Origin of the sequence: Synechococcus sp. O70.2 (assembly GCF_047462135.1) — a bacterium.
Classification (GTDB): domain Bacteria; phylum Cyanobacteriota; class Cyanobacteriia; order Thermostichales; family Thermostichaceae; genus Thermostichus.
In genome coordinates this window covers 178,924-202,266 of record NZ_JANSIS010000003.1, presented here as the reverse complement: position 1 = coordinate 202,266, position 23,343 = coordinate 178,924, and the positions used below count along the sequence as shown (strand labels likewise).

Annotated in this window: 18 protein-coding genes; 7 read left to right on the top strand and 11 right to left on the bottom strand. The window is 59.9% G+C overall.

Features of this window, described 5'->3' with window-relative positions:
• Nucleotides 1-105 precede the first annotated feature (105 nt).
• Together psbC and cobW are read left to right on the top strand one after the other, a co-directional pair.
• Complete coding sequence (gene psbC / locus NW812_RS05340; protein WP_414394769.1) at nt 106-1,485, top strand: photosystem II reaction center protein CP43; 1,380 nt, start codon at nt 106-108, stop codon at nt 1,483-1,485.
• A gap of 136 nt (nt 1,486-1,621) precedes the next feature.
• Nucleotides 1,622-2,662, top strand: coding sequence for a cobalamin biosynthesis protein CobW (cobW, locus tag NW812_RS05335; RefSeq protein WP_414394767.1), 1,041 nt, complete (start codon nt 1,622-1,624; stop codon nt 2,660-2,662).
• A gap of 24 nt (nt 2,663-2,686) precedes the next feature.
• Here cobW and NW812_RS05330 read toward each other — a convergent pair whose 3' ends face one another.
• From NW812_RS05330 to NW812_RS05305, 6 genes are all read right to left on the bottom strand, one after another.
• The gene (locus NW812_RS05330; protein WP_414394766.1) at nt 2,687-3,643 is read right to left on the bottom strand and encodes an NAD-dependent epimerase/dehydratase family protein; all 957 of its coding nucleotides are present in this window, start codon (nt 3,641-3,643) and stop codon (nt 2,687-2,689) included.
• Between the two features lie 52 nt (nt 3,644-3,695).
• Nucleotides 3,696-5,057: a proton extrusion protein PcxA gene (gene pxcA, locus NW812_RS05325; protein WP_414394764.1), complete on the bottom strand. Its 1,362-nt coding sequence runs from the start codon at nt 5,055-5,057 to the stop codon at nt 3,696-3,698.
• A 94-nt stretch (nt 5,058-5,151) separates the two neighbouring features.
• Nucleotides 5,152-6,600, bottom strand: coding sequence for a glycosyltransferase (locus NW812_RS05320; protein ID WP_414394762.1), 1,449 nt, complete (start codon nt 6,598-6,600; stop codon nt 5,152-5,154).
• Nucleotides 6,601-6,661: 61 nt separating this feature from the next.
• Nucleotides 6,662-6,778, bottom strand: coding sequence for a photosystem II reaction center X protein (locus NW812_RS05315; RefSeq protein ID WP_414361544.1), 117 nt, complete (start codon nt 6,776-6,778; stop codon nt 6,662-6,664).
• A gap of 100 nt (nt 6,779-6,878) precedes the next feature.
• Entirely contained in the window at nt 6,879-7,241 is a 363-nt protein-coding gene (locus tag NW812_RS05310) for a ferredoxin-thioredoxin reductase catalytic domain-containing protein (protein ID WP_414394761.1), read from the bottom strand.
• 156 nt (nt 7,242-7,397) lie between these two features.
• Nucleotides 7,398-7,802, bottom strand: a complete 405-nt coding sequence (locus tag NW812_RS05305; RefSeq protein ID WP_414394759.1) for a universal stress protein — start codon at nt 7,800-7,802, stop codon at nt 7,398-7,400.
• Between the two features lie 182 nt (nt 7,803-7,984).
• On the opposite strand from NW812_RS05305, the gene eno reads away from it, so the two are divergent.
• On the top strand, nt 7,985-9,283 hold the full coding sequence (gene eno, locus NW812_RS05300; RefSeq protein WP_414394758.1) for a phosphopyruvate hydratase: 1,299 nt from the start codon (nt 7,985-7,987) through the stop codon (nt 9,281-9,283).
• On the opposite strand, the gene NW812_RS05295 is transcribed toward eno, so the two are convergent.
• The gene (locus NW812_RS05295; RefSeq protein WP_414394756.1) at nt 9,280-11,331 is read right to left on the bottom strand and encodes a prolyl oligopeptidase family serine peptidase; all 2,052 of its coding nucleotides are present in this window, start codon (nt 11,329-11,331) and stop codon (nt 9,280-9,282) included. The two genes, eno and NW812_RS05295, sit on opposite strands and share 4 nt — an antisense overlap.
• 101 nt (nt 11,332-11,432) lie before the next feature.
• Between NW812_RS05295 and treZ the strand changes: the two genes are divergently transcribed.
• On the top strand, nt 11,433-13,286 hold the full coding sequence (treZ, locus tag NW812_RS05290; protein ID WP_414394755.1) for a malto-oligosyltrehalose trehalohydrolase: 1,854 nt from the start codon (nt 11,433-11,435) through the stop codon (nt 13,284-13,286).
• A gap of 62 nt (nt 13,287-13,348) precedes the next feature.
• Here treZ and NW812_RS05285 read toward each other — a convergent pair whose 3' ends face one another.
• The 3 genes from NW812_RS05285 to NW812_RS05275 all read right to left on the bottom strand — a co-directional run bounded on the left by NW812_RS05285 (nt 13,349) and on the right by NW812_RS05275 (nt 16,743).
• Nucleotides 13,349-13,738, bottom strand: a complete 390-nt coding sequence (locus NW812_RS05285) for a hypothetical protein (protein ID WP_414394753.1) — start codon at nt 13,736-13,738, stop codon at nt 13,349-13,351.
• Nucleotides 13,739-13,877: 139 nt separating this feature from the next.
• On the bottom strand, nt 13,878-15,398 hold the full coding sequence (locus tag NW812_RS05280; protein ID WP_414394752.1) for an FAD-binding oxidoreductase: 1,521 nt from the start codon (nt 15,396-15,398) through the stop codon (nt 13,878-13,880).
• Between the two features lie 16 nt (nt 15,399-15,414).
• Nucleotides 15,415-16,743, bottom strand: a complete 1,329-nt coding sequence (locus tag NW812_RS05275) for a four-carbon acid sugar kinase family protein (protein WP_414394751.1) — start codon at nt 16,741-16,743, stop codon at nt 15,415-15,417.
• 135 nt (nt 16,744-16,878) lie between these two features.
• On the opposite strand from NW812_RS05275, the gene phoU reads away from it, so the two are divergent.
• The 3 genes from phoU to clpB all read left to right on the top strand — a co-directional run bounded on the left by phoU (nt 16,879) and on the right by clpB (nt 22,597).
• Nucleotides 16,879-17,520 (top strand): phosphate signaling complex protein PhoU, encoded by a 642-nt coding sequence (gene phoU, locus NW812_RS05270; RefSeq protein ID WP_414394749.1) that lies wholly within the window; start codon nt 16,879-16,881, stop codon nt 17,518-17,520.
• Between the two features lie 48 nt (nt 17,521-17,568).
• Nucleotides 17,569-19,860 (top strand): ribonuclease R family protein, encoded by a 2,292-nt coding sequence (locus NW812_RS05265; protein WP_414394748.1) that lies wholly within the window; start codon nt 17,569-17,571, stop codon nt 19,858-19,860.
• A 94-nt stretch (nt 19,861-19,954) separates the two neighbouring features.
• Complete coding sequence (gene clpB, locus NW812_RS05260; RefSeq protein ID WP_414394818.1) at nt 19,955-22,597, top strand: ATP-dependent chaperone ClpB; 2,643 nt, start codon at nt 19,955-19,957, stop codon at nt 22,595-22,597.
• Nucleotides 22,598-22,602: 5 nt separating this feature from the next.
• Here clpB and NW812_RS05255 read toward each other — a convergent pair whose 3' ends face one another.
• Nucleotides 22,603-23,004, bottom strand: coding sequence for a SaoD/DsrE family protein (locus NW812_RS05255; RefSeq protein WP_414394747.1), 402 nt, complete (start codon nt 23,002-23,004; stop codon nt 22,603-22,605).
• Nucleotides 23,005-23,343: the final 339 nt, after the last annotated feature.

Genomic DNA, 23,343 nt, shown 5'->3' with positions numbered 1-23,343 from the left:
CCCAAGGGATCCCCTCCTGCGGATCCCAGCGGCTAGGGATCCCAACGGCAGGTGCCTCCACTTAGCCAATCAATCAATTGTCCTGACGATTGGAGGTTGGTCTCTGTGACCTCAACAACAATTGGTTCTGTAGTGGTACAAGATCGCACCCAGGGCGGGTTTGCCTGGTGGGCTGGGAATGCCCGCTTGATCAATCTCTCCGGTCGGCTTTTGGGTGCCCACGTAGCCCATGCTGGCCTGATGGTCTTCTGGGCGGGAGCGATGCTGCTCTTCGAGGTGGCTCACTTCACGCCCGATCGGCCCATGTACGAACAGGGCCTAATCCTGATGCCCCATGTGGCTACCTTGGGCTGGGGAGTTGGCCCTGGCGGCGAGGTGGTGGACACCTACCCCTACTTTGTGATTGGTGTGCTGCACCTCATCTCCAGTGCCGTGCTGGGGTTTGGGGGTGTTTATCACGCCATTCGCGGCCCGGAAACCCTGGAGCAGTCTTTCCCCTTCTTTGGCTACGACTGGAAAGACAAGAACAAGATGACCACCATCCTGGGAATTCACCTCATCCTCCTGGGGCTGGGGGCTTTCCTGTTGGTGGCCAAGGCTATGTGGTTTGGCGGTGTCTATGACACCTGGGCTCCCGGCGGTGGAGATGTGCGGGTCATTACCAACCCCACCCTCAACCCAGCGGTAATCTTCGGCTATCTGTTTAAGTCTCCTTTTGGAGGCGAGGGCTGGATTATTAGCGTCGACAACATGGAGGATGTGATTGGAGGCCACATCTACATCGGCATCATTTGCATTGCCGGTGGGATCTGGCACATCCTCACCAAGCCCTTTGGCTGGGCTCGCCGCGCCCTTATCTGGTCGGGAGAGGCCTATCTCTCCTACAGCTTGGCGGCGGTTTCGCTCATGAGCTTCATTGCCACCTGCTACATCTGGTTTAACAATACTGTCTACCCCAGTGAGTTCTACGGACCCACGGGACCGGAAGCCTCTCAGGCGCAAGCCCTCACCTTTATCGTGCGCGACCAGCGCTTGGGGGCAAACATCGGCCAAGCCCAAGGGCCCACAGGTCTGGGTAAATACCTGATGCGCTCTCCCACGGGTGAGATCATCTTTGGGGGCGAGACAATGCGCTTCTGGGATGTGCGGGCGCCCTGGAAGGAGCCGCTGCTGGGGCCCAACGGCTTGGATCTGGACAAGCTGAAAAACGACATTCAGCCCTGGCAAGCTCGCCGTGCGGTGGAGTACATGACCCACGCCCCGTTGGGATCCCTGAACTCGGTGGGAGGTGTGGCTACTGAGATCAACACCGTAAACTTCACCAGCCCGCGCACTTGGCTGGCGGCCCATAACTTCATTCTGGGCTTCCTGTTCTTCGTCGGCCACCTGTGGCACGCCGGTCGCGCCCGTGCTGCTGCTGCCGGCTTTGAGAAAGGAATTAGCCGCGAGGACGAGCCCGTCTATCGGATGAAGCCAATCCGATAAAAAGTGCAGGTCTTTCCAACTAGCACCTTTGGCCCCCAGTGGGGGGCCTTTTTTTGGGATCCCCCTGGTCGGGATTGGCGGGGAAGGCGGCGAGGGTAGAGACTGGGAGAGCTGAAGAGCTGAATCTTCGAAGAAGATGCACAAAGTCCCAGTGACCGTCATCACGGGATTTTTGGGATCCGGCAAGACGACGCTGATCCGTCACCTTTTGCTCAACAACCAGGGCCGCCGCATTGCCGTGTTGGTTAACGAGTTTGGCGAAGTGGGCATCGACGGCGAGTTGCTGCGGGATTGCCAACTGTGTGAGGGGGAGGGATCCATCCCCATTCTGGAGCTGGCCAACGGCTGTCTCTGCTGCACGGTGCAGGAGGAGTTTTTGCCCACCATGGAAGCTCTGTTGCAGCGGCGGGCGGAGCTGGACAACATTGTTATTGAGACGTCAGGGTTGGCTTTGCCCAAGCCGCTGGTGCAGGCTTTCCGCTGGCCAACGATTCGCACCGGCGCCACTGTGGATGCGGTGATTGCAGTGGTAGACGGCCAGGCGCTGGCTGCGGGGCAGCTCGTGAGAGATCTGGCGGCCCTAGAAGCCCAGCGGCAGGCAGACGAGAGCCTAGATCACGAGACGCCCATTGAGGAGCTGTTCGAGGACCAGTTAAGCTGTGCCGATCTGGTGTTGCTCACCAAGGTGGATCAGATTACGCCAGCGGAGCGAGCGCAAGTGGAGAGCTGGCTGCGCCAAAAATTGCGCCCTGAGGTTCAAGTCCTCCCTTGCGAGCGGGGCCAGGTTTCCCCAGAAGTGCTCCTGGGCTTCAACGCAGCCGTGGAAGATCAACTCGAGCGCCGCCCCAGCCACCACGACCACGGTGAGGAGCACGAGCACGAGGCCTTTGAGTCTTTCTGCCTAAGCCTGGAGGAAGGCTATGAGCCGGGATCCCTAGTTGCCCAGTTGCGTCAACTGGCGCAAGAGGAGTGCCTCTACCGGGTGAAGGGCTTTGTAGCCGTGCCCCACAAGCCAATGCGCCTGGTGCTGCAGGGGGTGGGAGGGCGATTTGAAACCTACTACGATCGCCCTTGGCGCCCCCAAGAGCCGCGTTTAACCCGCCTGGTGTTTATCGGTCAGCGGCTTAACCGGGCGCGCATTGCCGCAGAGCTCCAGGCCCTAGCTGCCACCCGCTGATCCCTGGGATCCTTCAAGAGCGGCCTAGAGGTAGGCCTCCAGGAGGGAGGCTACAGTGGGGAAGCGGCAGGGCAAACCCAGGGCTGCTGGCGAAAGGGCGGGATAGACAAAGTGGCGGTGGCGCAGACAATACTCATCCCACTCTGAAAGCCGCACCCCAAACAGAAAGGCCAGGCGGCGGAGGAAGCCGATGGGCAGAGGCAGGCGGAAGTAGATCCGCTTTTTGAGATAGGCGCACACCTGTTCCACGCACTCGTCTAGGGAGAGGGGAGGGTTGCCCAACACCCAATCGCCGCCACCGGGCGGATGGGCCACCCAGTAAGCCACCATCTCGGCCACATCGGCAGCGTGGATGAAGTGGAAGCTGGCATCCACCCGCAAAAAGCGGATGAGATCCAGCCAGCGGAGCACATCCTTGAGGCCGGCAGTGATGTGGGAGTAGGGGTGGTAGGGGCTACCGCCAAACAGCAGGGTGGGATAGAGCGTGAGCAGGCGATCCGGCCAGAAGCAGCTTTCCTGCCGCCGCAGTAGCATCTCGTACTTGCTGCGGATGTAGTCGGTTCCGGCCTGGCCAGCAATGGCCAAGGGCTCGAGAGCCTGGTTCAAAAGGCTGGCTGTGGAAAAGTAGATCACCTGCTGACAGCGCTGGGGATCCAGCAGCTGAAAGAGCTCCAAGGTGTGGGTAACATTCACCGCCCAAGCCAGCGAGGGATCCCCCCAGGCCGCTGCCATGTGGATTAACCCATGCATCTGCCGCAGCAAAGCGGCGTGTTCTCTAATGTGCAGGAGATCGCCATGCACCAAGGTAATGGGAGCAGGCAGCCGCTCCAGGGGCAGCCGCAGGCGGCTGGGATTGCGGACAAGGACGTACAGGTGGTAAGCGGGCCGCTCCGGAAACTCGGGATCTCTTTGCTGGGCTAGGCGTTCCAACACGTAGTGCCCTAAGCAGCCGCTAGCGCCAGTAAGAAACAGGTTTCGCAAGAGCTCTTCCCAACAAGACTCGGTGAAAAAAGCTTCTGACTAGTGTACCGCTTTAGTCATTCATAGCATGATAGGTGGCCACCGCTGACGGCGATACACGGTTTAAGTAGCGGAAGATCCAGTACTTAAAGAGCGTATCTAGAAAAACTGGAAAAGTGGCAATAAAGCCGTAGATGAAATTGCGGTTTTCGGGCAAACCCAGGTGCTCAGCTAGACTACTTAGCAAGACTTCCCAGCCATGGGGAGAGTGATAGCCAACAAACACATCGGTGAAGAGAATGATGATGAAAGCCTTGGCGCTATCGCTCAGGCCATAGATTAGGCGATCTAGAAAGGACTTAAGAACTTCAATTTCTTCACGCCCGACAAAGACTAGCCAGCCAAATACCGCCAGGGATAGCAAGTCAGCAAGGATGTTTTTTGGGCCTTCCAAGTTCTTACGGCTGTATTTTTGCAGCAGCTCCTCTGCTTTCAGGGAAAGTTGATCCTCCAACTCTGAGTCCAGCTCTTCTCGAGGTTGGTGACGTAAAGCCCGCTCAAACTCCATTTTTTCCTTGAAAAGCTCAAATTCCGCAACAGCTCTTTCTTGAAGTTCGTGGCTTAAAGCCACAAGGGTAGGCTCCTGAGGCTGCAGCCGATCCACCAACGGCCCAAACAGAAAGTGCTTCGAGAAAATCTGGACAAGTAGCGGCAAAATGGCCAGCAGCAACAAAAACCGAACTGCCACCAGTGTGCGCGTGCGTTGGCTGCGGTACTCCTGGAGCAACTCTTCTTCTGCCTGTGAACTTAACTCTCGGCGAATCTGCCTAGCTGTGCGCAAAAGGGAGCGAGGCAGGACGGCTGTTTTAGAAGCAACGGGGGCACTGCCATCCTCAAGAGGGGTCTTATCAGCCTTGATGGGTTGAGCAGCAGGCTCTGCCTGAGTTGACTCGTCTTGCTCTTGAGGCTGGAGCCGCGTGGCGCTGACCTTGAGTGGAGGGGCAGGGCGCTTGTAGCGGGAGATAACCTGATCGATGAACTCTAGCTTCTCGAAAATGGAGGGATCCCTCTCAGCCCCCTTGCCCTTGGTTGTGGAGGGGTTGCTCTTGGCACTAAGATCCTCGGCGTCGTTGACTTCTGCAGCAACGCGAGGGCCGCTGCCATCTAGCTCGGGATCGGGCGGGCGGGAAAAGAGACTGCTGGCTCTAAATTCTGCTAGACTAAGGCTAATCTGCCGCAGGTGCTGGCGCAGTTGGATTTGAAAGTAGTGGCTGGTGTTTTGGCCGTGGCTTCCGTTGCTGCCGATGACTCCTCCCTGGAAGTAGCGGTTTTCAATGGCTTTGATGCGAAGGGCAGCTTGATAGGCCCGATCAAGGGAGCGGAGGGGAGTACTTGAGATCCACTGGCCGAGCCTGCTCAGTACGGATTTCCCCATAGGGCGGTTTTTCTCAGGCCTGATTTTTCAATGGCTAGCTATTGTAACAACTCCCAAGAGGCCAGGCAGGGAACTGCCCTGCAGGAGTTAGGGTTTAGGATCCCTTGAAGTGCTTGAGGGCAAAGCCACAGATCTGCAGCAGCCGCAAGCCGTCGCGCAGATGGTGGATGTTGGAGCGGCCATAGGTTCTGGGGAAATAGCGCACTGGAATGTCGAGGATCTTGAGGGTGCGCTTGGCCGCCCCTAGCAACAGGTCGAAATCGCCAAAGGGATCAAAATTCCCCCATTCTTGCCGCAGCTTGGCAATTTGCCAGTAGTCCTCCCGCCAGAGGGCCTTGGTGCCGCAGAGGGTATCTTTGACGCGAATGCCAAGGATGTAGGAAAGAAGAGCAGCAAAAAAGCGGTTGGCCCACTGGTTCAGGCGCGGCATCGCCTCCGGTTTCAGCGGATAAATGAGTCGGCAACCGTTGGCAAAATCACAGCGCCCGGAAGCCACCGCCCGGAAGAACTTGGGGAGGTCTTCCGCCTGGACAGTTAGGTCGGCGTCGAGAATGATCACCACGTCGCCCCTGGCTGCGGCAAACCCCTGGCGCACCGCATCCCCTTTGCCCTTGCCCTCTTGCCGGAGAGCCTGGATGGGACGGATCCCTTGGTATTCGGCCTGAACCCGCTGGATCTCAGCCCAAGTGTCGTCGCTGGAATGCCCCTCTACGAAAAGGATCTCGGTGCGGGATCCCATCTCGGGCAGCTGCTCCACGCAGCGGCGAATGTTGCCAGCTTCGTTGCGAGCTGGAATGATCACGGTGCAAGAGGGCTGTTTCTCAGGGGGGGGATCCCAGTTGGGATCCGGTTGGAGGCGGGCAATCGTGTATTCCGTCAGGCAGAGGGCGTTGATCCCTGGCAAGGGGGCAATCACGCGGTTCACCAGAGTTGAAAGCAGGGGAATTCGCCGCGGCAACAACAACCGCTTGCCCTGCTGGATAACCTCATACCCCGCCAGATGGAGCAAATTGGCCACATCAGCTGCCGAGAGCCAGTTGGCTGCTGGCAGGGGCCTGCGCTGCCTTAGAAGGGTTGCCAAGTTCAGAAGCGGCTCCCAAAGGGGGTTGTGATGGGAAAGAATAAGGCGAGTGCGGCGGGTGCAGAAACAGCGCAACTGCTCAAGAACCTGCTGAATATCCCTCAGGTAGCTGAGAGTATTGACGAGCAAAATGGCGTCAAAAGGCTGGGCCAAGACCGGATCCCGCTTGTCCAACCTCTGGAGATCCTGTAGGCGAAAGTGGAGGTGGGGAAATTGCTGCTGGGCCTGGGCAATGACCTCGGCATCTTGGTCGATCCCCACTCCAACACTGGGCCGCAAAGCGTTGAGCAGAGCCCCTGTACCGCAGCCAATCTCCAGAATGCGCAGACCTGGAGGCAGAAAGAAGCGGAGCAGCCGCTCCAGATCCTCGTAGTAGTAACGGTTCTTCTGCTGCCAGTAGTGAAGAGGGCATCCAGAGGCTGGCAATAGACTTTGGGAAAGCTGATTTTTTGCAAAGCTCAAGGCCTAACCTTTGCCGCCGCTGCTCAAAGGTTTGCCCGCGGTCAAGCCCTTTGCCAAGGCTTTAGCGGCGACGCACCCTGTCTCTATAGCTAACAATCACGATGGCGCCAAAGAGGAGACCCAGCACTACAGCGCCGTACACCAGGCTCCAGAGGAAGCTAGCCAATGAGGGAGTCATAGAAAGGTTTCCTCCTCAGGCAAATAGCCATTTCCAACTGCCCTTCAATTATACCCAGCTTCGTGACCCTGGTTTGCCTCCGTCTCCTAGCGGGGAGACCCTACGGGCTAGCTTGGTATTCCAGGTGTACCTCCTCTAGCGTTTGCCTGGTGCCGGCAAGGGGGTTGTCCGGAGTTAAGAAGAGCAGACAGTGGCATTCTTTTCGCTCCCGCATGGGTACGCAGGGACAGTTCCAATAGCCAGCTTTCACCTCCGCCTCTTTGTCTTCGTAGAAGCGGCAAGGACAGAGCGGGGCGCCCAGTTGCTCTTTGTGCAGAGCTAGACCCTCAATCACCGCTGTCGTAATTGCGGGGTCGGAGCAGAAAAAAGTGCCGGTGCGTTTGGCGTAGGTTTCTGCAAAATGCCGCATCACCTCGAAGGTTCTCTGCGAGGCCTTGTTGTAACCACGACTTTGATTTTCCATACCGATTCCCAGGGGTGTAACCAGTAATCCGGGCTACCTCGCTCTTCGTTGTACAGCAGACTCCTGTTCAACACGAACAACAACGGCCTTGCTGTTACACAAGGCAACATTTTGAGACAACTTCAACACACTCCCCGGAAAGAGAAGGCCTGCTCTTCAGGGTACTACCAGCACTGGGCAAGGGGAGAGGTCGATGACCCGGTGGCTGACGGATTCGTTTTTCCGGCCTTCGGCTAGGCTGATGCCGCGGGATCCCATCACGATTAGGCTAATCTCCAGCTCGTCGGCCACGTCGCAGATGACGAAGGGAACTTTTCCCTCGCGATACTCGCTCTTGACGTTTTGGATCCCAATCTGCTGCAGGCCAGCCTCAGCGTGTTTGAGCAGGTTGTGGATAGTTTGGCGGGCTTGCTCCACCTGCTCTGGGTCTAGCTCTGTACTGTCTAGGACGGAGAGCAGATATACCTGACTCTTGTAACGCTGCGCTATGTCCGCCACCAGCGGCAGGGCATGGCTGGTTTCCCGCGAGTTGTCGATGGGAAAGAGCAGTCTTTCGAACATAGTCGCAGATTCCCCCTCCACCCCACCCGGACTACTCTGCCTATTCTACTTCCGCTGCTCTTGAAACAGGGGCAAGCCGTTAAAGTTTTCCGGAAGCAAAGGGATCTAGGGGCGAAAATCCACTAGTCTATTGGCAATTGGGCTTTGGCCAGAACTGTCTAGCCAATTGCTGAGGTGCAACTGTGGAAACGGCCATCGAGTGGATTACCGCCCATGAGATCCTCGACTCGCGGGGACAACCGACCTTAGAAGCTCTGGTGGGCCTGGCCAATGGAGCAACCGGCTTGGCCCAGGTGCCCAGTGGCGCTTCGACTGGCACTTTTGAGGCTCACGAGCTGCGGGATGGGGATCCCAGGCGCTACAGCGGCAAGGGCGTGTTGAGGGCGGTGGAAAACATTCTTGGCCCCATCCAGTCGGAGCTGCGGGGAGAAGATGCCCTCAACCAGGCCCGCATCGACCAGTTGATGATCGATCTGGATGGCACCCCCAACAAGTCGCAACTGGGAGCCAACGCCATCTTGGCGGTCTCTTTGGCCACGGCTAAGGCGGCTGCCAATGCGGTGGGCCTGCCTTTGTACAGGTACCTGGGCGGACCCTTTGCCAACCTGCTGCCAGTGCCGCTCATGAATGTGCTCAACGGCGGCGCCCACGCCGACAACAACCTCGATATTCAAGAGTTCATGCTCGTGCCCATTGGGGCACCTAGCTTTCGCGAGGCGCTGCGCTATGGGGCGGAGGTGTTTGCGGCGCTAAAGCAAGTGCTGCAACAGAAGGGGCTGTCCACGGGGGTAGGAGATGAGGGGGGATTTGCCCCCAACCTCGACTCCAACGCTGCCGCTTTGGATCTGTTGATAACCGCTATTGAACGAGCGGGCTACAAGCCAGGGGAAGAGGTCGCCTTGGCCCTGGATGTAGCGGCCAATGAACTGCTGGAGGATGGGCAGTACCACTTTGAGGGCAAAGCCCGCAGCGCCGAGCAGATGGTCAATTACTACGAGCAACTGCTAGCCAACTATCCCATCCTTTCCATTGAAGATGGTCTGGCCGAAGAAGATTGGGCTGGCTGGCAGGCCATGACTGCTCAACTGGGATCTCGCGTGCAGCTGGTAGGGGACGACCTGTTTGTTACCAACCCAGCTCGGCTGCAGAAAGGCATCGACAGCGGTGTGGCCAACGCCATTTTGATCAAGCTCAACCAGATTGGCACGCTGACAGAAACGGTCTCGACCCTTCAACTGGCCGCTCAGGCGGGCTTTCGCACCATCATCAGCCACCGCTCCGGCGAGACGGAAGACACCACCATTGCCGACCTGGCGGTGGCCACCCGCGCCGGCCAGATCAAAACTGGATCCCTTTGTCGCAGCGAGCGCATTGCCAAGTACAACCAACTGCTGCGCATCGAAGACGAGCTGGGGGAAGCAGCCGTCTATGCTGGTCGGGTGGGCCTGGGCCCTCGGGCCCTGCCGGCACGGAGTCGCTAGTCTGTTTGGATCCCCAGCACCTCCACCAAAAAGGCCCAGCGGTCGGCGGTCTCTTCGATAAGCTTGGTGGTGGGCTTGCCGGCTCCGTGGCCGGCTTTGGTGTCGATGCGAATGAGGATGGGCTGGGATCCCCCCTGGGCTGCTTGCAGGGCAGCGGCAAACTTAAAGCTGTGGGCCGGCACCACGCGGTCGTCGTGATCCGCAGTGGTAATTAGGGTGGCGGGATAGGCAGTGCCGGGCTTGAGGTTGTGCAGGGGGGAATAGGCGTAGAGGGCCTTGAACTCCTCTGGGTCCTCCGGGGATCCATACTCCGAGATCCAGGCCCAGCCGATGGTGAACTTGTGAAAGCGCAGCATGTCGAACACCCCCACGGCGGGCAGGGCTGCCGCAAAGAGATCCGGCCTTTGGGTCAGGCAAGCCCCTACCAAGAGGCCGCCGTTGCTGCCACCAGAGATGGCCAACTTGGAGGGGTTGGTGTAGCCATTGGCCACTAGCCACTCAGCCGCGGCGATGAAGTCGTCGAACACCTTTTGCTTGTTGAGCTTGGTGCCCGCCTGGTGCCAGGCTTCCCCGTATTCGCCGCCGCCGCGCAAGTTGGGCTGGGCGTAAACCCCTCCCATCTCCAGCCAGGCCACCAGGCCCACCGAAAAGCTGGGAGTCAGGGAGATGCCAAAGCCGCCGTAGCCGTACAGCAGGGTCGGGTGATCCCCTGTCCGAGCCAGGCCACGGCGGTGGACGAGGAACATGGGGATGCGGGTGCCGTCTTTGCTAGGGTAGAACACCTGCTGCACCTCATAGGCTTGGGGATCGAAGTCCACCTGCGGCTGACGGAATAGGGTGCTCCTGCCAGTGGTGAAGTCGTAGCGGTAGATGGTGGGCGGGGTGGTGAAGCTGGTGAAGGTATAGAAGGTTTCGGTGTCATAGCGTTTGCCGCCAAAGCCGCTGGCGGATCCCAGCCCTGGCAAGGGAATTTCCCCCAGGTAGGTGCCGTCTAGAGCAAAGGTCTTGATCTGGGTGTGGGCGTCTTTGAGGTAGAAGGCAACAAACTGGTTGTTGATGAGGCTAACTCCTTGCAGGGTCTCCTCGGCTTCAGGGATCACCTCTTGCACCTGCCCTGGGTTGTCGAGGTCAATAGCCACCAGTCGCCGCCGGGGGGCGTTGAGGTCGGTGAGCAGCCAAAAGCGGGAGCCGTCGTTGCCGACAAAGCTGTAGTTGGCCTCGAACTCGCGGATAAGCTCCACCACCGGCAGGTTGGGATCCCGCAGGTCTTTGTAGAAGAGGAGGTTTTTGGGATCCGTGCCCCGCCAGACGGAGATGATGAGGTAGTTGCCATCTTCGGTAACCCCGCCGGCAAAGCCCCACTCTTTTTGGTCAGGGCGGTGGTAGACTAAGAGGTCTTCCGACTGGGGAGTGCCCAGGCGGTGGTAGTAGAGCTTTTGGAAGTAGTTGGCGCTTTCGTATTCCCTGCCAGGGGGCGGCTCGTCGTAGCGGCTGTAGAAAAACCCCTGTCCGTCCGGCGTCCAGCTGGCCCCAGAGAACTTAATCCAGCGCAAGTGATCCGGCAGGTCTTCTCCCGTTTCAATATCGCGCACCTTCCACTCTTGCCAGTCGGAGCCGGAGCGGGAGAGGCCATAGGCCAAGTAGCGCCCATCGCGGCTGATGGCAATGCCCGAAAGGGCCACGGTGCCATCTTCGGAAAGGGTGTTGGGATCTAGCAAAACCCGGGCCTCGGCCTCCAGGCTCTCTTGGGTATAGAGAACGCTCTGGTTTTGCAGGCCGTCGTTTTTGAAGTAGAAGTAGCGGTCCCCTTCTTTGAAAGGCTGGCTGTATTTTTCGTAGTTCCAGAGCTGGGTTAGGCGCTCCAGGAGCCGCTGCCGCGCCGGGATCCGCCGCAAGTAGTCAAAGGTAAGCTGGTTTTGCGCCTCGATCCAGGCCCGCGTCCGCTCAGAGTCTAGATCCTCCAGCCAGCGATAGGGATCCGGCACTGGCTGGCCATGGTAGATGTCGACAACGGTGGGATCCGGATGGCTAGGAGGGTAGTTGAGCATAGAGACGGAGAGCAAGAGGCCAATTCCACTATGGCAGAAGCCTAAAACCGCCGGGGGGCAAGCCTCGCTATAGTAGAAGCCGAGTTGTGCAGACAGGTTTTGTGCTTCCGCGTTCCCCGGTTGGACGGATTGGCGCCTATCCCTTGGGCGAGGGCCGCTATTGCTTCTCGGTTTGGGCGCCTTTGGTTGAACGAGTCGAGCTAAAGCTGACTAGCCCCGTCCGACGGCTCATCCCTCTGACCCAAGATGAGCAGGGCTACTGGCAGGGGGAGGTGGAGGGGATCCCGCCTGGGCCGGTGGACTACCTCTACCGCCTGCACACCGCAGTGGGGGTGGTGGAGCGGCCAGATCCCGCTTCCCGCTGCCAGCCCTACGGCGTCCATGGCCCCTCGCGGGTGGTGGATCCCCACTTTGACTGGCAGGATCAGGGGTGGAAGGGGATCCCTCTCTCCCAGTGGATCCTCTACGAGCTGCACGTGGGCACTTTTACCCCGGAGGGCACTTTTGCCGCCATCATTCCTCGCCTGCCGCAACTTGTGGAGCTGGGGGTCAACGTATTGGAGCTGATGCCGGTAGCCCAGTTTCCAGGGGAGCGCAACTGGGGCTATGACGGCGTCTATCCCTATGCCGTGCAGACTAGCTATGGGGGAGCAGCGGGCCTGAAAGCGTTGGTGAACGCCTGCCATCAGCAGGGCCTGGCTGTCGTCTTGGATGTGGTCTACAACCACCTGGGTCCGGAGGGGAACTACCTGGGGGATTTCGGCCCCTACTTTGCCGACAAGTACCGTACGCCGTGGGGGAAGGCCATGAACTTCGACGGCCCCTATTCGGACGGGGTGCGGGAGTTTTTCCTGCAAAACGCCGAGTACTGGCTGGAGGAGTTTCACCTAGATGGCCTGCGGCTGGACGCGGTGCATGCCATCTACGACTTCAGCGCCTACCCTTTTTTGCAGGAATTGGCGGAGCGGGTGGATGCCCTAGAAGCGCGCACGGGCTGGCCCAGGGTGCTTGTAGCTGAAAGCGACCTCAACGACGTCCGCCTCATCACCCCCCGCAAGCAAGGGGGCTACGGGCTAGACGCCCAGTGGTGCGACGACTTTCATCACTCGGTTCACACCCTGCTTACTGGGGAAAAGACAGGCTACTACCAAGACTTCGGCCAATTGGAGCACCTGGCCAAGGCCTACCGGGAGAGCTACGTCTACTCTGGCCAGTACTCCCGCTACCGTGCCAGGCGCCACGGCAATTCCGCCGTCAGCAGGCCGGGATCCCAGTTTGTCATCTGCATTCAAAACCACGACCAGGTGGGCAACCGCATGTTGGGGGAGCGCCTCAGCCAGCTCACCTCCTTTGCGGGCCTGAAGTTGGCCGCCGCTGCCCTGCTGCTAGCTCCTATGTTGCCGCTGCTGTTTATGGGGGAAGAGTATGGGGAGGTAGCCCCCTTTCTCTACTTCATCAGCCACGGGGATCCCAACCTGGTGAAAGCAGTGCGCCAGGGACGCTGCCGCGAGTTCAGCGCCTTTGCCTGGCAGGGCGAGCCCCCGGATCCCCAGGCAGAGGAGACCTTCTTGCGCTCCAAGCTGAACTGGGAGTTGAAGGAGGCCGGTCACCACCAGGTTCTCTGGAAGTGGTACCAGACCCTGATCCGGCTGCGCAAAACCCAACCCGCCCTCCAGCACCTAGAGCGGGAGGGGGTGGAAGTGGAGCTGTTTTCCGGCTCTGGCCTGGCCCTGCACCGCCGCCAGGGATCCCAGTCTTTGCTTGCCCTTTTCAATTTCAGCCCCGATCAGCCGGCCACCTACACCGATTGGCGCGGCGGCAGTTGGGAGAAGCTTTTGGACAGCCACGAGGCGCAGTGGCTGGGCCCTGGATCCTCCCTGCCGGCAAAAAGCCAAGGGGATCCCGTTGAAGTGCCACCCTATGGGGTGGGCCTCTATGGTGCTTTGCACCGCTAACGCAGATGGCTGCGGCCAGAAGGGAAATCTCGACCGCTCCAGACCTGGCAAACGGAAACGGTCTAGCCGATCTTCACGCCGCGGAAATAGAGGGAGTCAGGCAAGGGCCTGCGGGCGAGGCTGGGATTTCGGGAAGGTTCGCTCACCGGTTGGCCGCGATAGGTCAGCTTGGGCTTGGCAGGGTTGCCCGTAGGAGCAGCCTCTGGTTGGGACTGCACGGGTACGCCCGGCGACAGTTGAGCCCACACTTCCGCGTGATTCTCAAACTGCACCACAATGCTAAGAAATCCCCTTTCAATGTCGGCGCGACAGGCAGATATCGCGTCTTGGGCGTGTTTGTACACTTGCCGACGGGCGTAGAAGTGATTCTGAAACCTGATCACCTCCACCAAACCCTGAGGAGTCGAAGCCCAGAAGCCACTCTCTGCATCGCTGTAGTCGAGAATAACCATGGCTAACTCCTACACTGACGAGTGGATGGATAAAGAATTCCCAACTCTTCCACTGTGGATATCAAACGTCGTGAAACGTAATGGTGATGTCGTGAAACGCAATGGTGATCTTGATCACATTGACAATGTTTCGATATCACTATGGAAGTAACTTGTAATCTTGACCGCAGCCGTAGCGCCAGGCCTCTCGCCGCCGTTTCCAGAAGTAGTCCTTTGGATCCACTTCCAGGCGGTCGGCTAGCCTTTGCAAGAGCTCGTAGAGGCCAAGGGCGGCAAAGTGCCCCACCCAGTCCAGCAGCTCCGGCAGCCCCAGCCGAGGCAGGAGCGCGGCCACCAGTGCCGGATCTCGGCTCATCACCCCCCACAGGGCCTGGGCCAAGCCGCCAAGCTGCACCACATCCTGCAAAAAGGGCTGCACCACCTGGGGTCCGGCGGCAACCATGGCTTCAAAGACTCTGCTCAGCAAGCGGTTAATGCTATGGGGATCCCAGTTTTCCTCTCCCAAAGGAGGGATCATTGCTTTTTGAAACAGCCAGGTTACCGCCAAATTGGGCTGGTAGGGCTGCAGCAGGGCCAAGGCCGGCCGATCCAACTGCCGCTGGGCTAGAGCCTCGTGGATTCCCTGTTGCAGACGATCCAGATGGCGCAACATTGCCCCAAAGCCGCCAAAGCTCAAAGGCGACTGGCTGCCGCTACTGTCTCCTACTGCCAGAAGGCGATCCCAGGGCAGTTGCAGCGGGCTGCGCCGGTAGGCGGGGAAAGCGCCACACAGCTTGCGCACCCAGCGGATTTGCTCCAGCTCAACCCCCTGGTAGGCAGGCAGTAGCCGGCAGTAGTCTTCCCAGAGCCTCTTTAGACTCGGTCGGCGGGGATCCCGGTCGCAGTAGGTAAACAGATAGGTGGTGCGGCCCTCGCGGGCGGGGAAGGCCTCCCAGAAGGGCTGGTAGCCGTTCTGGGCTGGGGTAAAGCTGTAGAACAGATCCCCCGTGGGTTGCTCCGGCAGACCCTGGGCACAGGATCCCACCACCAGACAGACGCTGTCCGGCGGCTGCCCTTGGCGGGCCTGGGCCACGATGGGGGAGCGGTGCCCCATGGCATCCACCAGGAGCTGGGCGCTGAGCTGGCCGGTGGTGGTCTGGATGCGGATCCCGTCGGGGTGGATTGTGGCGCCAAGAAAGCCAGTTTGCTCCTGCAACTGCCCTCCCCAGTCTAGGAAGTGCTGCTTGAGGAACTCCAGCAAGCTGACCGGATCCACGCCCACATTGAGCACCCCTTCCACCCACCAGGTAGGGCCCTCCCCAAAGCCAATGCGCCCTCGGGGGTAGTGGGTCACCTGCACCGCCTCCCATTCGGTTGGGGTGAGCAGCTCCAGCTCCAACAGCACTTGTAGCTCCCGCCGGGAGGTGTTCCACTCCTGCTCCCGCCCCCGCAGGATGCCGCGCTCGATTAGGATCACCCGCCAGCCCCGCTTGGCCAAGGCCGCTCCCAAGAGAAGCCCCAGGGTGCCGCCGGCAATCACCACATCGGCATCGGGGCTGCCCAGGCTCTCAGAACAGCAGTGAACCACCGCCGGGGGCAGCACCGTTGGTTTCTGCCGCAGGGATCCCCACCAGGCCTCCAAGGCAGGCAGAGTTTCAGGTGGGGAGACGAGTTCAGCCATGGCGGGAAGGACTAGGCTAGACCAAGCCGCGGCTGCGGAGGCGACGGTAGATCAAAACCAGCGTATCCGCCTCGCCCACGTTGCCCGGAAACAGCACCACCGGCAAGTTGGGAAAGCGGGGATGGTCTGCTGGCGTGAGCACCATGGAGATCCCTGGGTAGATCTGCCCCAGCAGCCGCACCGCTGGCAGGTTGAGGCCAACGCTGAGGATGTTGTTGGAGGTAATGCCGCCCTTGCTGATGAGATAGCCGATCCCTTCCGGCAGCCCCTGCACAATGGCCATCAACAGGCGGGAAACTCTCTGCCCAAAGGCCAGGCGTGCCTCCGGGTTGGCGCCGTCAAACCCCACTTCTTCCCGGCTGGTGTAGACCACCGGCGTCAGGCCCTGCCCGTAGGCGCGGTGGACTTGCTCCAGGATTGCCGGCAGCAGCTCGGCTTCCTTCCCCGGCTCCAAGAGCCGCCTTACCTCCACCTCGATGCCCTGGATCCCTGGCTCCTGGAGCAGGCGGGCCAACTGCTGGCTGGTCTTTTGGACATGGGATCCCACGATCACCACCCCTGGCCGGTCAGAGCGGACAAACTGCCCCATCTCCTCTGGCGGAACTGGCTGCGGCGGCAACTGGGCCAAAGCCGTCAAGAGGCTGGCGGCGCTGCGAAACAAAAAGCGCTTCCCCTGCTCCAGAGCTGCCCAGACATCCTGGGCAAAACGATCCAGATCTGCCTGGGTTTCTCCATCCACCACACAGCAGACATTCCCCCCTAGGCCTAAAAGCTGCTCCAGACAGCCAGCGCGAATCTGCTCTAGAGTCAATCGCACCACCTGCTCGGCCCGGATCCGCCCCTGGGTCTTTTCCTGCACATACTCGGGCAAATAGCTGTGGTGGTAGCCAAACACCGCATCGCGGGCAAACTCCGTCTCATGGACTGGCACCCAGCGGCCCTCCACCCGTAGATAATGGACACTGTTGCGGGTGATGCGCCCTCCTTCAAAAAAGGCTGGCACCAGGAAGTGGGCATCAAAAGGCCCCAGCTCCGCCGCCATCACATCCGTCTCCAAGGGATAGTGCCCGCGCAGCGTCGAGTCGGAGCGGCTGATAAAAAGGGCCCGCTCCCACCCCAGCTCCCCCATGGCCTGTTTCAGGGCCCGGCAGACCGACCGCGTCACCTCGGCAGCCTCCGCCGCTGGCAGGGATCGCGTGTTGGTGAGGATAAAGCGAATTGGCGAGCTATCCTGCAACCCCAACTTGAGCGTTTCCAGATCCCAGCGGGTCAGCAGCAGGCAGCTATGGACAGTCTGGGATCCGGTAGGGTCATCGTCCAAAACGACAATGGGGAGACGGCTCATCCCTGTCCTCCAGCGCGGAGAGTGGGAGCCAGTTTTCCACTGCTCAAGAAAAGTTTGCCATGATTCAAGATCTAAAATGAAATTTACAGGCTCTGGAAGCTGCAAACGACAGCAGCTATTCCCAGGGAGAAAGCCATGGAGCAAGCTGAGCTGCAACTTCAGATCAAGCGGATTCAGCAGGATGTGCTGCGCATGGGGGCGCTGGCGGAAAAATCGCTAGTCTTGGCTCAGCAAGCTCTCTTTGAACAGAACCTAGCTGCCGCCGAACAGGCCATCGACCAAGACAAGCAAATCGACCGCTTCTATCGTCAAATCGAGAAAGACTGTATTGACCTCATCGCCTTGCGCTCGCCAGTGGCGCGGGATCTGCGCTGGATCAGCACCCTGATGCAGCTGGTTCGGGATCTGGAGCGAATTGGCGACTACGCCAAAGACTTGGCTGAGGTGGCTTTGCGCCTGGCTCTCTACCCCCCGCCGCCCCAGCTGGGGCGCATTCGCGTGATGATGCGGCGCTGCCAGAAAATGCTCAGCCATAGTCTTGCGGCCCTGACGGAATTGGATGCCGAGCTGGGCCGACAACTCAAGCGGGAGGACGACGCCGTTGATGAAGATTACACCAACCTTTACAATACGTTGGCGCAGCAGTCTGACGTCAAGGGATCCATCGAGCCTATCCTATTGATGTTGCTGGCTATTCGCTACCTGGAGCGGCTAGCTGACCACAGCACCAACATTGGCCAGCGGGTGGCGTTCATCGTCACGGGCCACCGCGACTAGCTTCAAGGCGTTGAGTTTGCAGGTTCTGCTCCTCTCTGCTTCCCTGCAATGGACTTCTCTCGGATTTTTCATCATTTTCTCTCCCAACCTGCCGAGCAATGGAGCGATAGAGAGACGCTGCTAGCCCTTGTGCCAACTTCTGACCCCGAAGCAGTGGCAATGCTGGACATTGCCCTCGATGGACTAGTGCGGGCGGGGTTTCTTGAACGAGCGGGGGATCCGCCTCGCTACCGGCGTAAGCCGGATGAATCCTTGGTCGTGGGGCGGTTGCGCTGCTCCAACAAGGGCTTTTGCTTTGCCGTTCGGGATGAACCGGGGGCGGAGGACGTGTACATCCACGGCAGCAACCTCAATGGCGCTTGGAATGGCGACCAAGTGATAGCCCGGATTACCAAAGAAGGCAATCGCCGCCGCAGCCCTGAGGGAGAGGTGGTGGCTGTAGTGGAGCGGGCCAACCCTACGCTGGTGGGCCGTCTCAAGCAGACGGAGGAAGGCTTTCGGGTAGTGCCCTTGGACGACCGGCTGCTGTTCGAGCTCGTCCTGAGCGAGCCGGATCCCTCCTCCCCAGCGCCTGTTTCTGAGCTGGCTGAGGGTCGGCTGGCCTATGTAGAGGTGAAGCGCTACCCCCTTGGCAACCTGCCGCCGGTGGGCAGCATCCGCAAGATTTTGGGCCATGGTCCCGAGGCTTCTATCGACGTGGATCTGGTCTGCTGTAAGTACGACCTGCCCCAGGAGTTTCCCCCGGCGGTGTTGGAAGCGGCAGCAGCCTTGCCCAAAAAGCTAAGCCGCCCTGACCAAAAGGGCCGTCTGGATCTACGGGATTGGTTTTGCATCACCCTAGAACCGCTGGACTTGCAGCACCCCCACGGCCTCGAGCCCAATGTGGCCGTCTCCCTCCAGCGGCAAGAAGAGGGCCACTGGCTGCTAGGGGTGCACATTGCCGACGTGGCCCACTGGCTGGATCCGGATCACCCGCTGGAGCAGGAGGCGCAGCGGCGCACCGCCACGGTTTACCTGGATAGCGTGGTGCTGCCCCTTTTCCCGCCGGAAGTGCATAGCCGCCTGGCTCTCTTGCCGCAGCAGGAGCGCCTGGCCTATTCGCTGCTAATCACCATTGACGCCGAGGGGGTGGTGCGGAACTTCGAGATCCACCCCAGCCTGGTTCGGTCACGGGCCCACCTCTCCTACGGCCAGGTGCAGGCGCTTTTGGCCACTGCTGCGGATCTTGGCCCCGAGGAGGAGGTGCCAGAATTGATGGCCCTGCTGCAAAACCTGCTCCGTCTTAGCCAAATCCTGCGGGTCAAGCGCCACCAAGCCGGCGGGTTCGACCTGCCGCTTTTGGACCTGCTCACCCCCTACTCTGCCGACGAGAGCGGCTACGGGCCCCTCCTGATTAGCGATCGCTTTGGCGCCCACGCCCTGATGACCGAAATTCTTCTGCTGGCCAACCAAGTTCTGGGCCACCACCTGCGCCGGCTGGGGATCCCCTCTTTGGCCCGCGTGCAGAAGCCCCCCACCGCTGAGGCCCTGCAGAACTTCCTGCGCCTGGCCAACGCCATGAAGCTGGATCTGAACTTGCAGGAGCCGGAGACGGTAACGCTGGCCGATTGGCAGCGGATCTGTGCCCGCATCACTGCCCCCGATGTGTTGGCCGCGGGGACTAGCCCAGCCTTGGTGGCCCAGCTGTTGGCTACTCTGCCCCCCGTCGAGTATTGCCTGCAGCCTCTGCAGGATGGACATTTTGGCCTGGGTCTCAAAGAGCCCTATGCCTCTTTTACTGCCCCTTTGCGCCGCTATGCCGATTTGCTCAACTTGCGGGCTCTGGGTCTGGCTCTAAGCAAAGGGCGCAATCGGCGTAGCCCTCGCTCCAAAACCGTGGTGGATCTGCACAGCCCCAGCGGCTACGACCAACTTGATTGGCAGGTGCTGCCGCCAAAAGTGCAGGAGGAGTGGCAGGCCTTTCTCCAAGCGCAACTGCCCAAAATCCAGGCGGGGTATCAGCTCCACCAACAGGCAGAGCGGGAGCTGATGGGCTTGAAGCGGTGCGAGTTTATGCAAAAACACCTCGGGGAGACGTTCCCCGGCCTGATCGTCAGCGTCCAGAGCTACGGCTTTTTCGTGCTAGTAGACCCCATTTTGGCAGAAGGGCTGGTGCGGGTGAGCACCTTGAAAAACGATTGGTACGAATACCGCAAACAAGCCCTGGTGGGGCGAAAAACCCGGCGCCAGTTCCGCCTTGGGGACCGGGTGGAGGTGCAGGTCAAGAACGTGGATTACTACCGCCAACAGATTGACCTGGCGGTGATTGGCGAGGGACGGCCCTGCGAAGAGGAGGAATGAGGCGGGGATCCCTCCCCCGAGGGACGGTTGTTACGAACTCCAACTTTGGCCCAATGGGCGATATCTGGATTGAGAGAACACCTTGCGAACTCCTATGCAGCCCACCAATCCCAACCAATTTACCGAGAAAGCCTGGAGCGCCCTGGTTCAATCCCAGGATGTAGCCCGACGCCACCAACAGCAGCAGTTGGAAACCGAGCACCTGCTTATCTCGCTTTTGGACCAAGAGGGCGGCCTTACCCCAATAATTCTGCAGCGGGCTGGCATTGAGCCAAGGCGGGTGCGGGATCGCGTCGAGGCTTTCATCAACCAGCAGCCAAAATTGGCGCGGGTGGATCAGCTCTACCTGGGCCGCGGCCTGGAGACCACCCTGGATCGGGCCGAGGAGTTTCGCAAAGAGTATGGCGATGATTTCATCTCGGTGGAGCACCTGCTCCTAGGAGCCCTAGACGACGAGCGGGTGGGCAAGCGGGTTCTAGCACCCCTGGGCTTGACGGTCGAGCGCCTTAAACCCGTCATTCAGCAAGTGCGAGGCAAGCAGCGGGTTACCGACAAAAACCCGGAGGCCCGCTACGAAGCCCTGGAGCGCTATGGCCGCGACCTTACCAAGGCTGCTCGCGAAGGGAAGCTGGATCCGGTCATTGGGCGGGACGAGGAGATCCGCCGGGTCATTCAGGTGCTCTCCCGCCGCACCAAAAACAACCCCGTGCTCATCGGCGAGCCGGGCGTGGGCAAAACCGCCATTGTCGAGGGCCTGGCCCAGCGCATCAACCGGGGAGATGTGCCGGAGTCGTTGAAAAACCGGCGGGTCATTGCCTTGGACATGGGATCCCTGATTGCTGGGGCCAAGTACCGCGGCGAATTTGAAGATCGCCTCAAGGCCGTGCTGAAGGAGGTTACCGAATCGGAGGGCCAGATCATCCTCTTCATTGACGAGCTGCACACGGTGGTAGGGGCAGGGGCCGCCGAGGGAGCCATGGATGCTGGCAACCTGCTCAAGCCCATGCTGGCCCGCGGTGAATTGCGCTGCATTGGCGCCACCACCCTGGATGAGTACCGCAAGTACATTGAAAAAGACGCTGCCCTGGAGCGCCGCTTCCAGCCGGTGTATGTGGATCAGCCCTCCGTGGAAGACACCATCTCCATCCTGCGCGGCCTCAAGGAGCGCTACGAGCTGCACCACGGAGTAAAAATCAGCGATTCGGCCCTGGTGGCAGCGGCGGTTCTCTCCAACCGCTACATTTCCGAGCGCTTTTTGCCTGACAAGGCCATTGACCTAGTGGATGAGGCAGCGGCCAAGCTCAAGATGGAGATTACCTCCAAGCCCGTCGAGCTAGACGAGATTGACCGGCGCATCATGCAACTGCAGATGGAGGAGCTCTCCCTCAAGAAAGAAGATGACCCCGCCTCCAAGGAGCGCCTGGGCAAAATTGAGCAGGAGCTAGCCAACTTGATGGAGCGGCAGCGGGAGCTGAGCGCCCGTTGGCAAATGGAAAAAGAGGCCATCGAGCGCCTGCAAAACCTCAAGGCCGAGCGGGACGCCGTCAAGCTGCAGATTGAGCAAGCCGAGCAGAAGTACGACCTCAATCGGGCTGCCGAGCTCAAATACGGCAAGCTGATGGAATTGGAGCGCCAAATCCAAGAACAGGAGGCCTACCTGGCCAAGCTGCAGGCCAACGGCGAGCCCTTGCTGCGGGAACAGGTGACGCCCGAAGACATTGCCGAGATTGTTTCCCGCTGGACCGGGATCCCGGTCACTAGCCTAATGGAGTCGGAAAAGCAAAAGCTGCTGCGCCTAGAAGCCCATTTGCACCAGCGGGTGGTGGGCCAAGACGAGGCGGTAGCGGCAGTAGCGGCAGCCATCCGGCGGGCCCGGGCCGGCCTCAAGGATCCCAATCGGCCCATTGGCTCGTTCCTGTTCATGGGCCCCACTGGCGTCGGCAAAACCGAGCTAGCCCGCGCCTTGGCAGAATTCCTCTTCGACAGCTCCGAGGCGATGGTGCGCCTCGACATGTCGGAGTATATGGAGAAACACTCGGTCTCCCGCCTCATCGGTGCTCCGCCGGGCTATGTGGGCTACGAAGAAGGCGGGCAGCTTTCCGAAGCGGTGCGGCGCCGCCCCTACTCGGTGGTGCTCTTTGACGAGGTGGAAAAAGCCCATCCCGATGTTTTCAACATCCTGCTGCAGGTGCTTGATGATGGCCGCATCACCGACTCCCAGGGCAGGACGGTAGACTTCAAAAACACCATCATCATCATGACCAGTAACATCGGTAGCGAGCTCATCCTAGAAATCGGGGGCGACGAAAGCCGCTATGAGGAGATGAAAAGCCAGGTGCTGACTCTGTTGCGGCAGCACTTCCGGCCGGAGTTCCTCAACCGCGTGGACGAGATCATCATCTTCCACGCCCTCACCCGAGAGCAAATCCGCCAGATCGTCAGTCTGCAGATGCGGCGGGTGGAGCAGTTGCTGGCGGATCAGCAAATCGAGCTCCTGCTTACCGAAGAGGCTAAGGACTACCTGGCCGAGCTGGGCTACGACCCCATGTTTGGGGCCCGCCCCCTGAAGCGGGTGATTCAGCGGGAGATCGAAAACCCCATCGCCACCAAGCTGCTGGAAAACGAGTTCCTGCCCGGCGACCGCATTCTGGTAGATGTGGCCAACGAGCGGCTGGTCTTCCGCAAGATTGGCTCTCAGCCCCGCCAGGAGCCGCCTGCGGCCGTAGCCGTCAGCTAGGCTTGTTACAAGCTGATCACTTGGTCAGGTGGGTTGTCTTTCAAGGCCGCGTAGAGGTCGGGGAAGCAGCCCACCTGCACGCCTTTGACCACGTTTTTAGGAACGCAGTAGCCCGGCTCCTTGCGCCCACGTCCCTGGGCGTCGCACCACTTGGGTTCCCCTTCCGCCAGGTTGCGCTCCAGGGCGCACATGTCGCACATCATCAGCAAAATGTTTTGCGCTTCGGCAATCTTGGCTAGGCGCTCGCCGATGGGATCCCCCTGCCGCAAGACAAAGCAGTTGTCGTCGAAAAAGAACATGCCCACCACTTCTGCGCCGTGGACTCCCGCCTCAAGCTGCGGCAGGATCATCTGGCCTAGCTTGTAGGTGCCGCCGCGGGGGGTAATGAATACGTAAGCAACTTTCACGGCTAATTGGCTCCAATCGTCACCAGTTATGATTATCACTGATTATCACTTAGGCAAGCCACTTGCGCCCACGGCGATGCAGAGAGGGCGGGTTCAAGCCCCTCACTCTAGCTTTTTTCTAGAGCTCTGCCTCCCAAAGCCTTACTGGCACCAGTTCCAGACCGACCAAGAGGTCGTGGAAGCCGTCTTGCCGCTTTCCCAAACCCGCTCACCCTCCGCTCGGGGAGCTGCCCATCGTCCACTCAAATCGCTTACGACCCTCGACTGGCGCAAGCAAGATTGTTCCCTCCCTCTACGTGCTCGCTAAGCCAAGGTGCTCGACAAGCCAAACTGGGCACG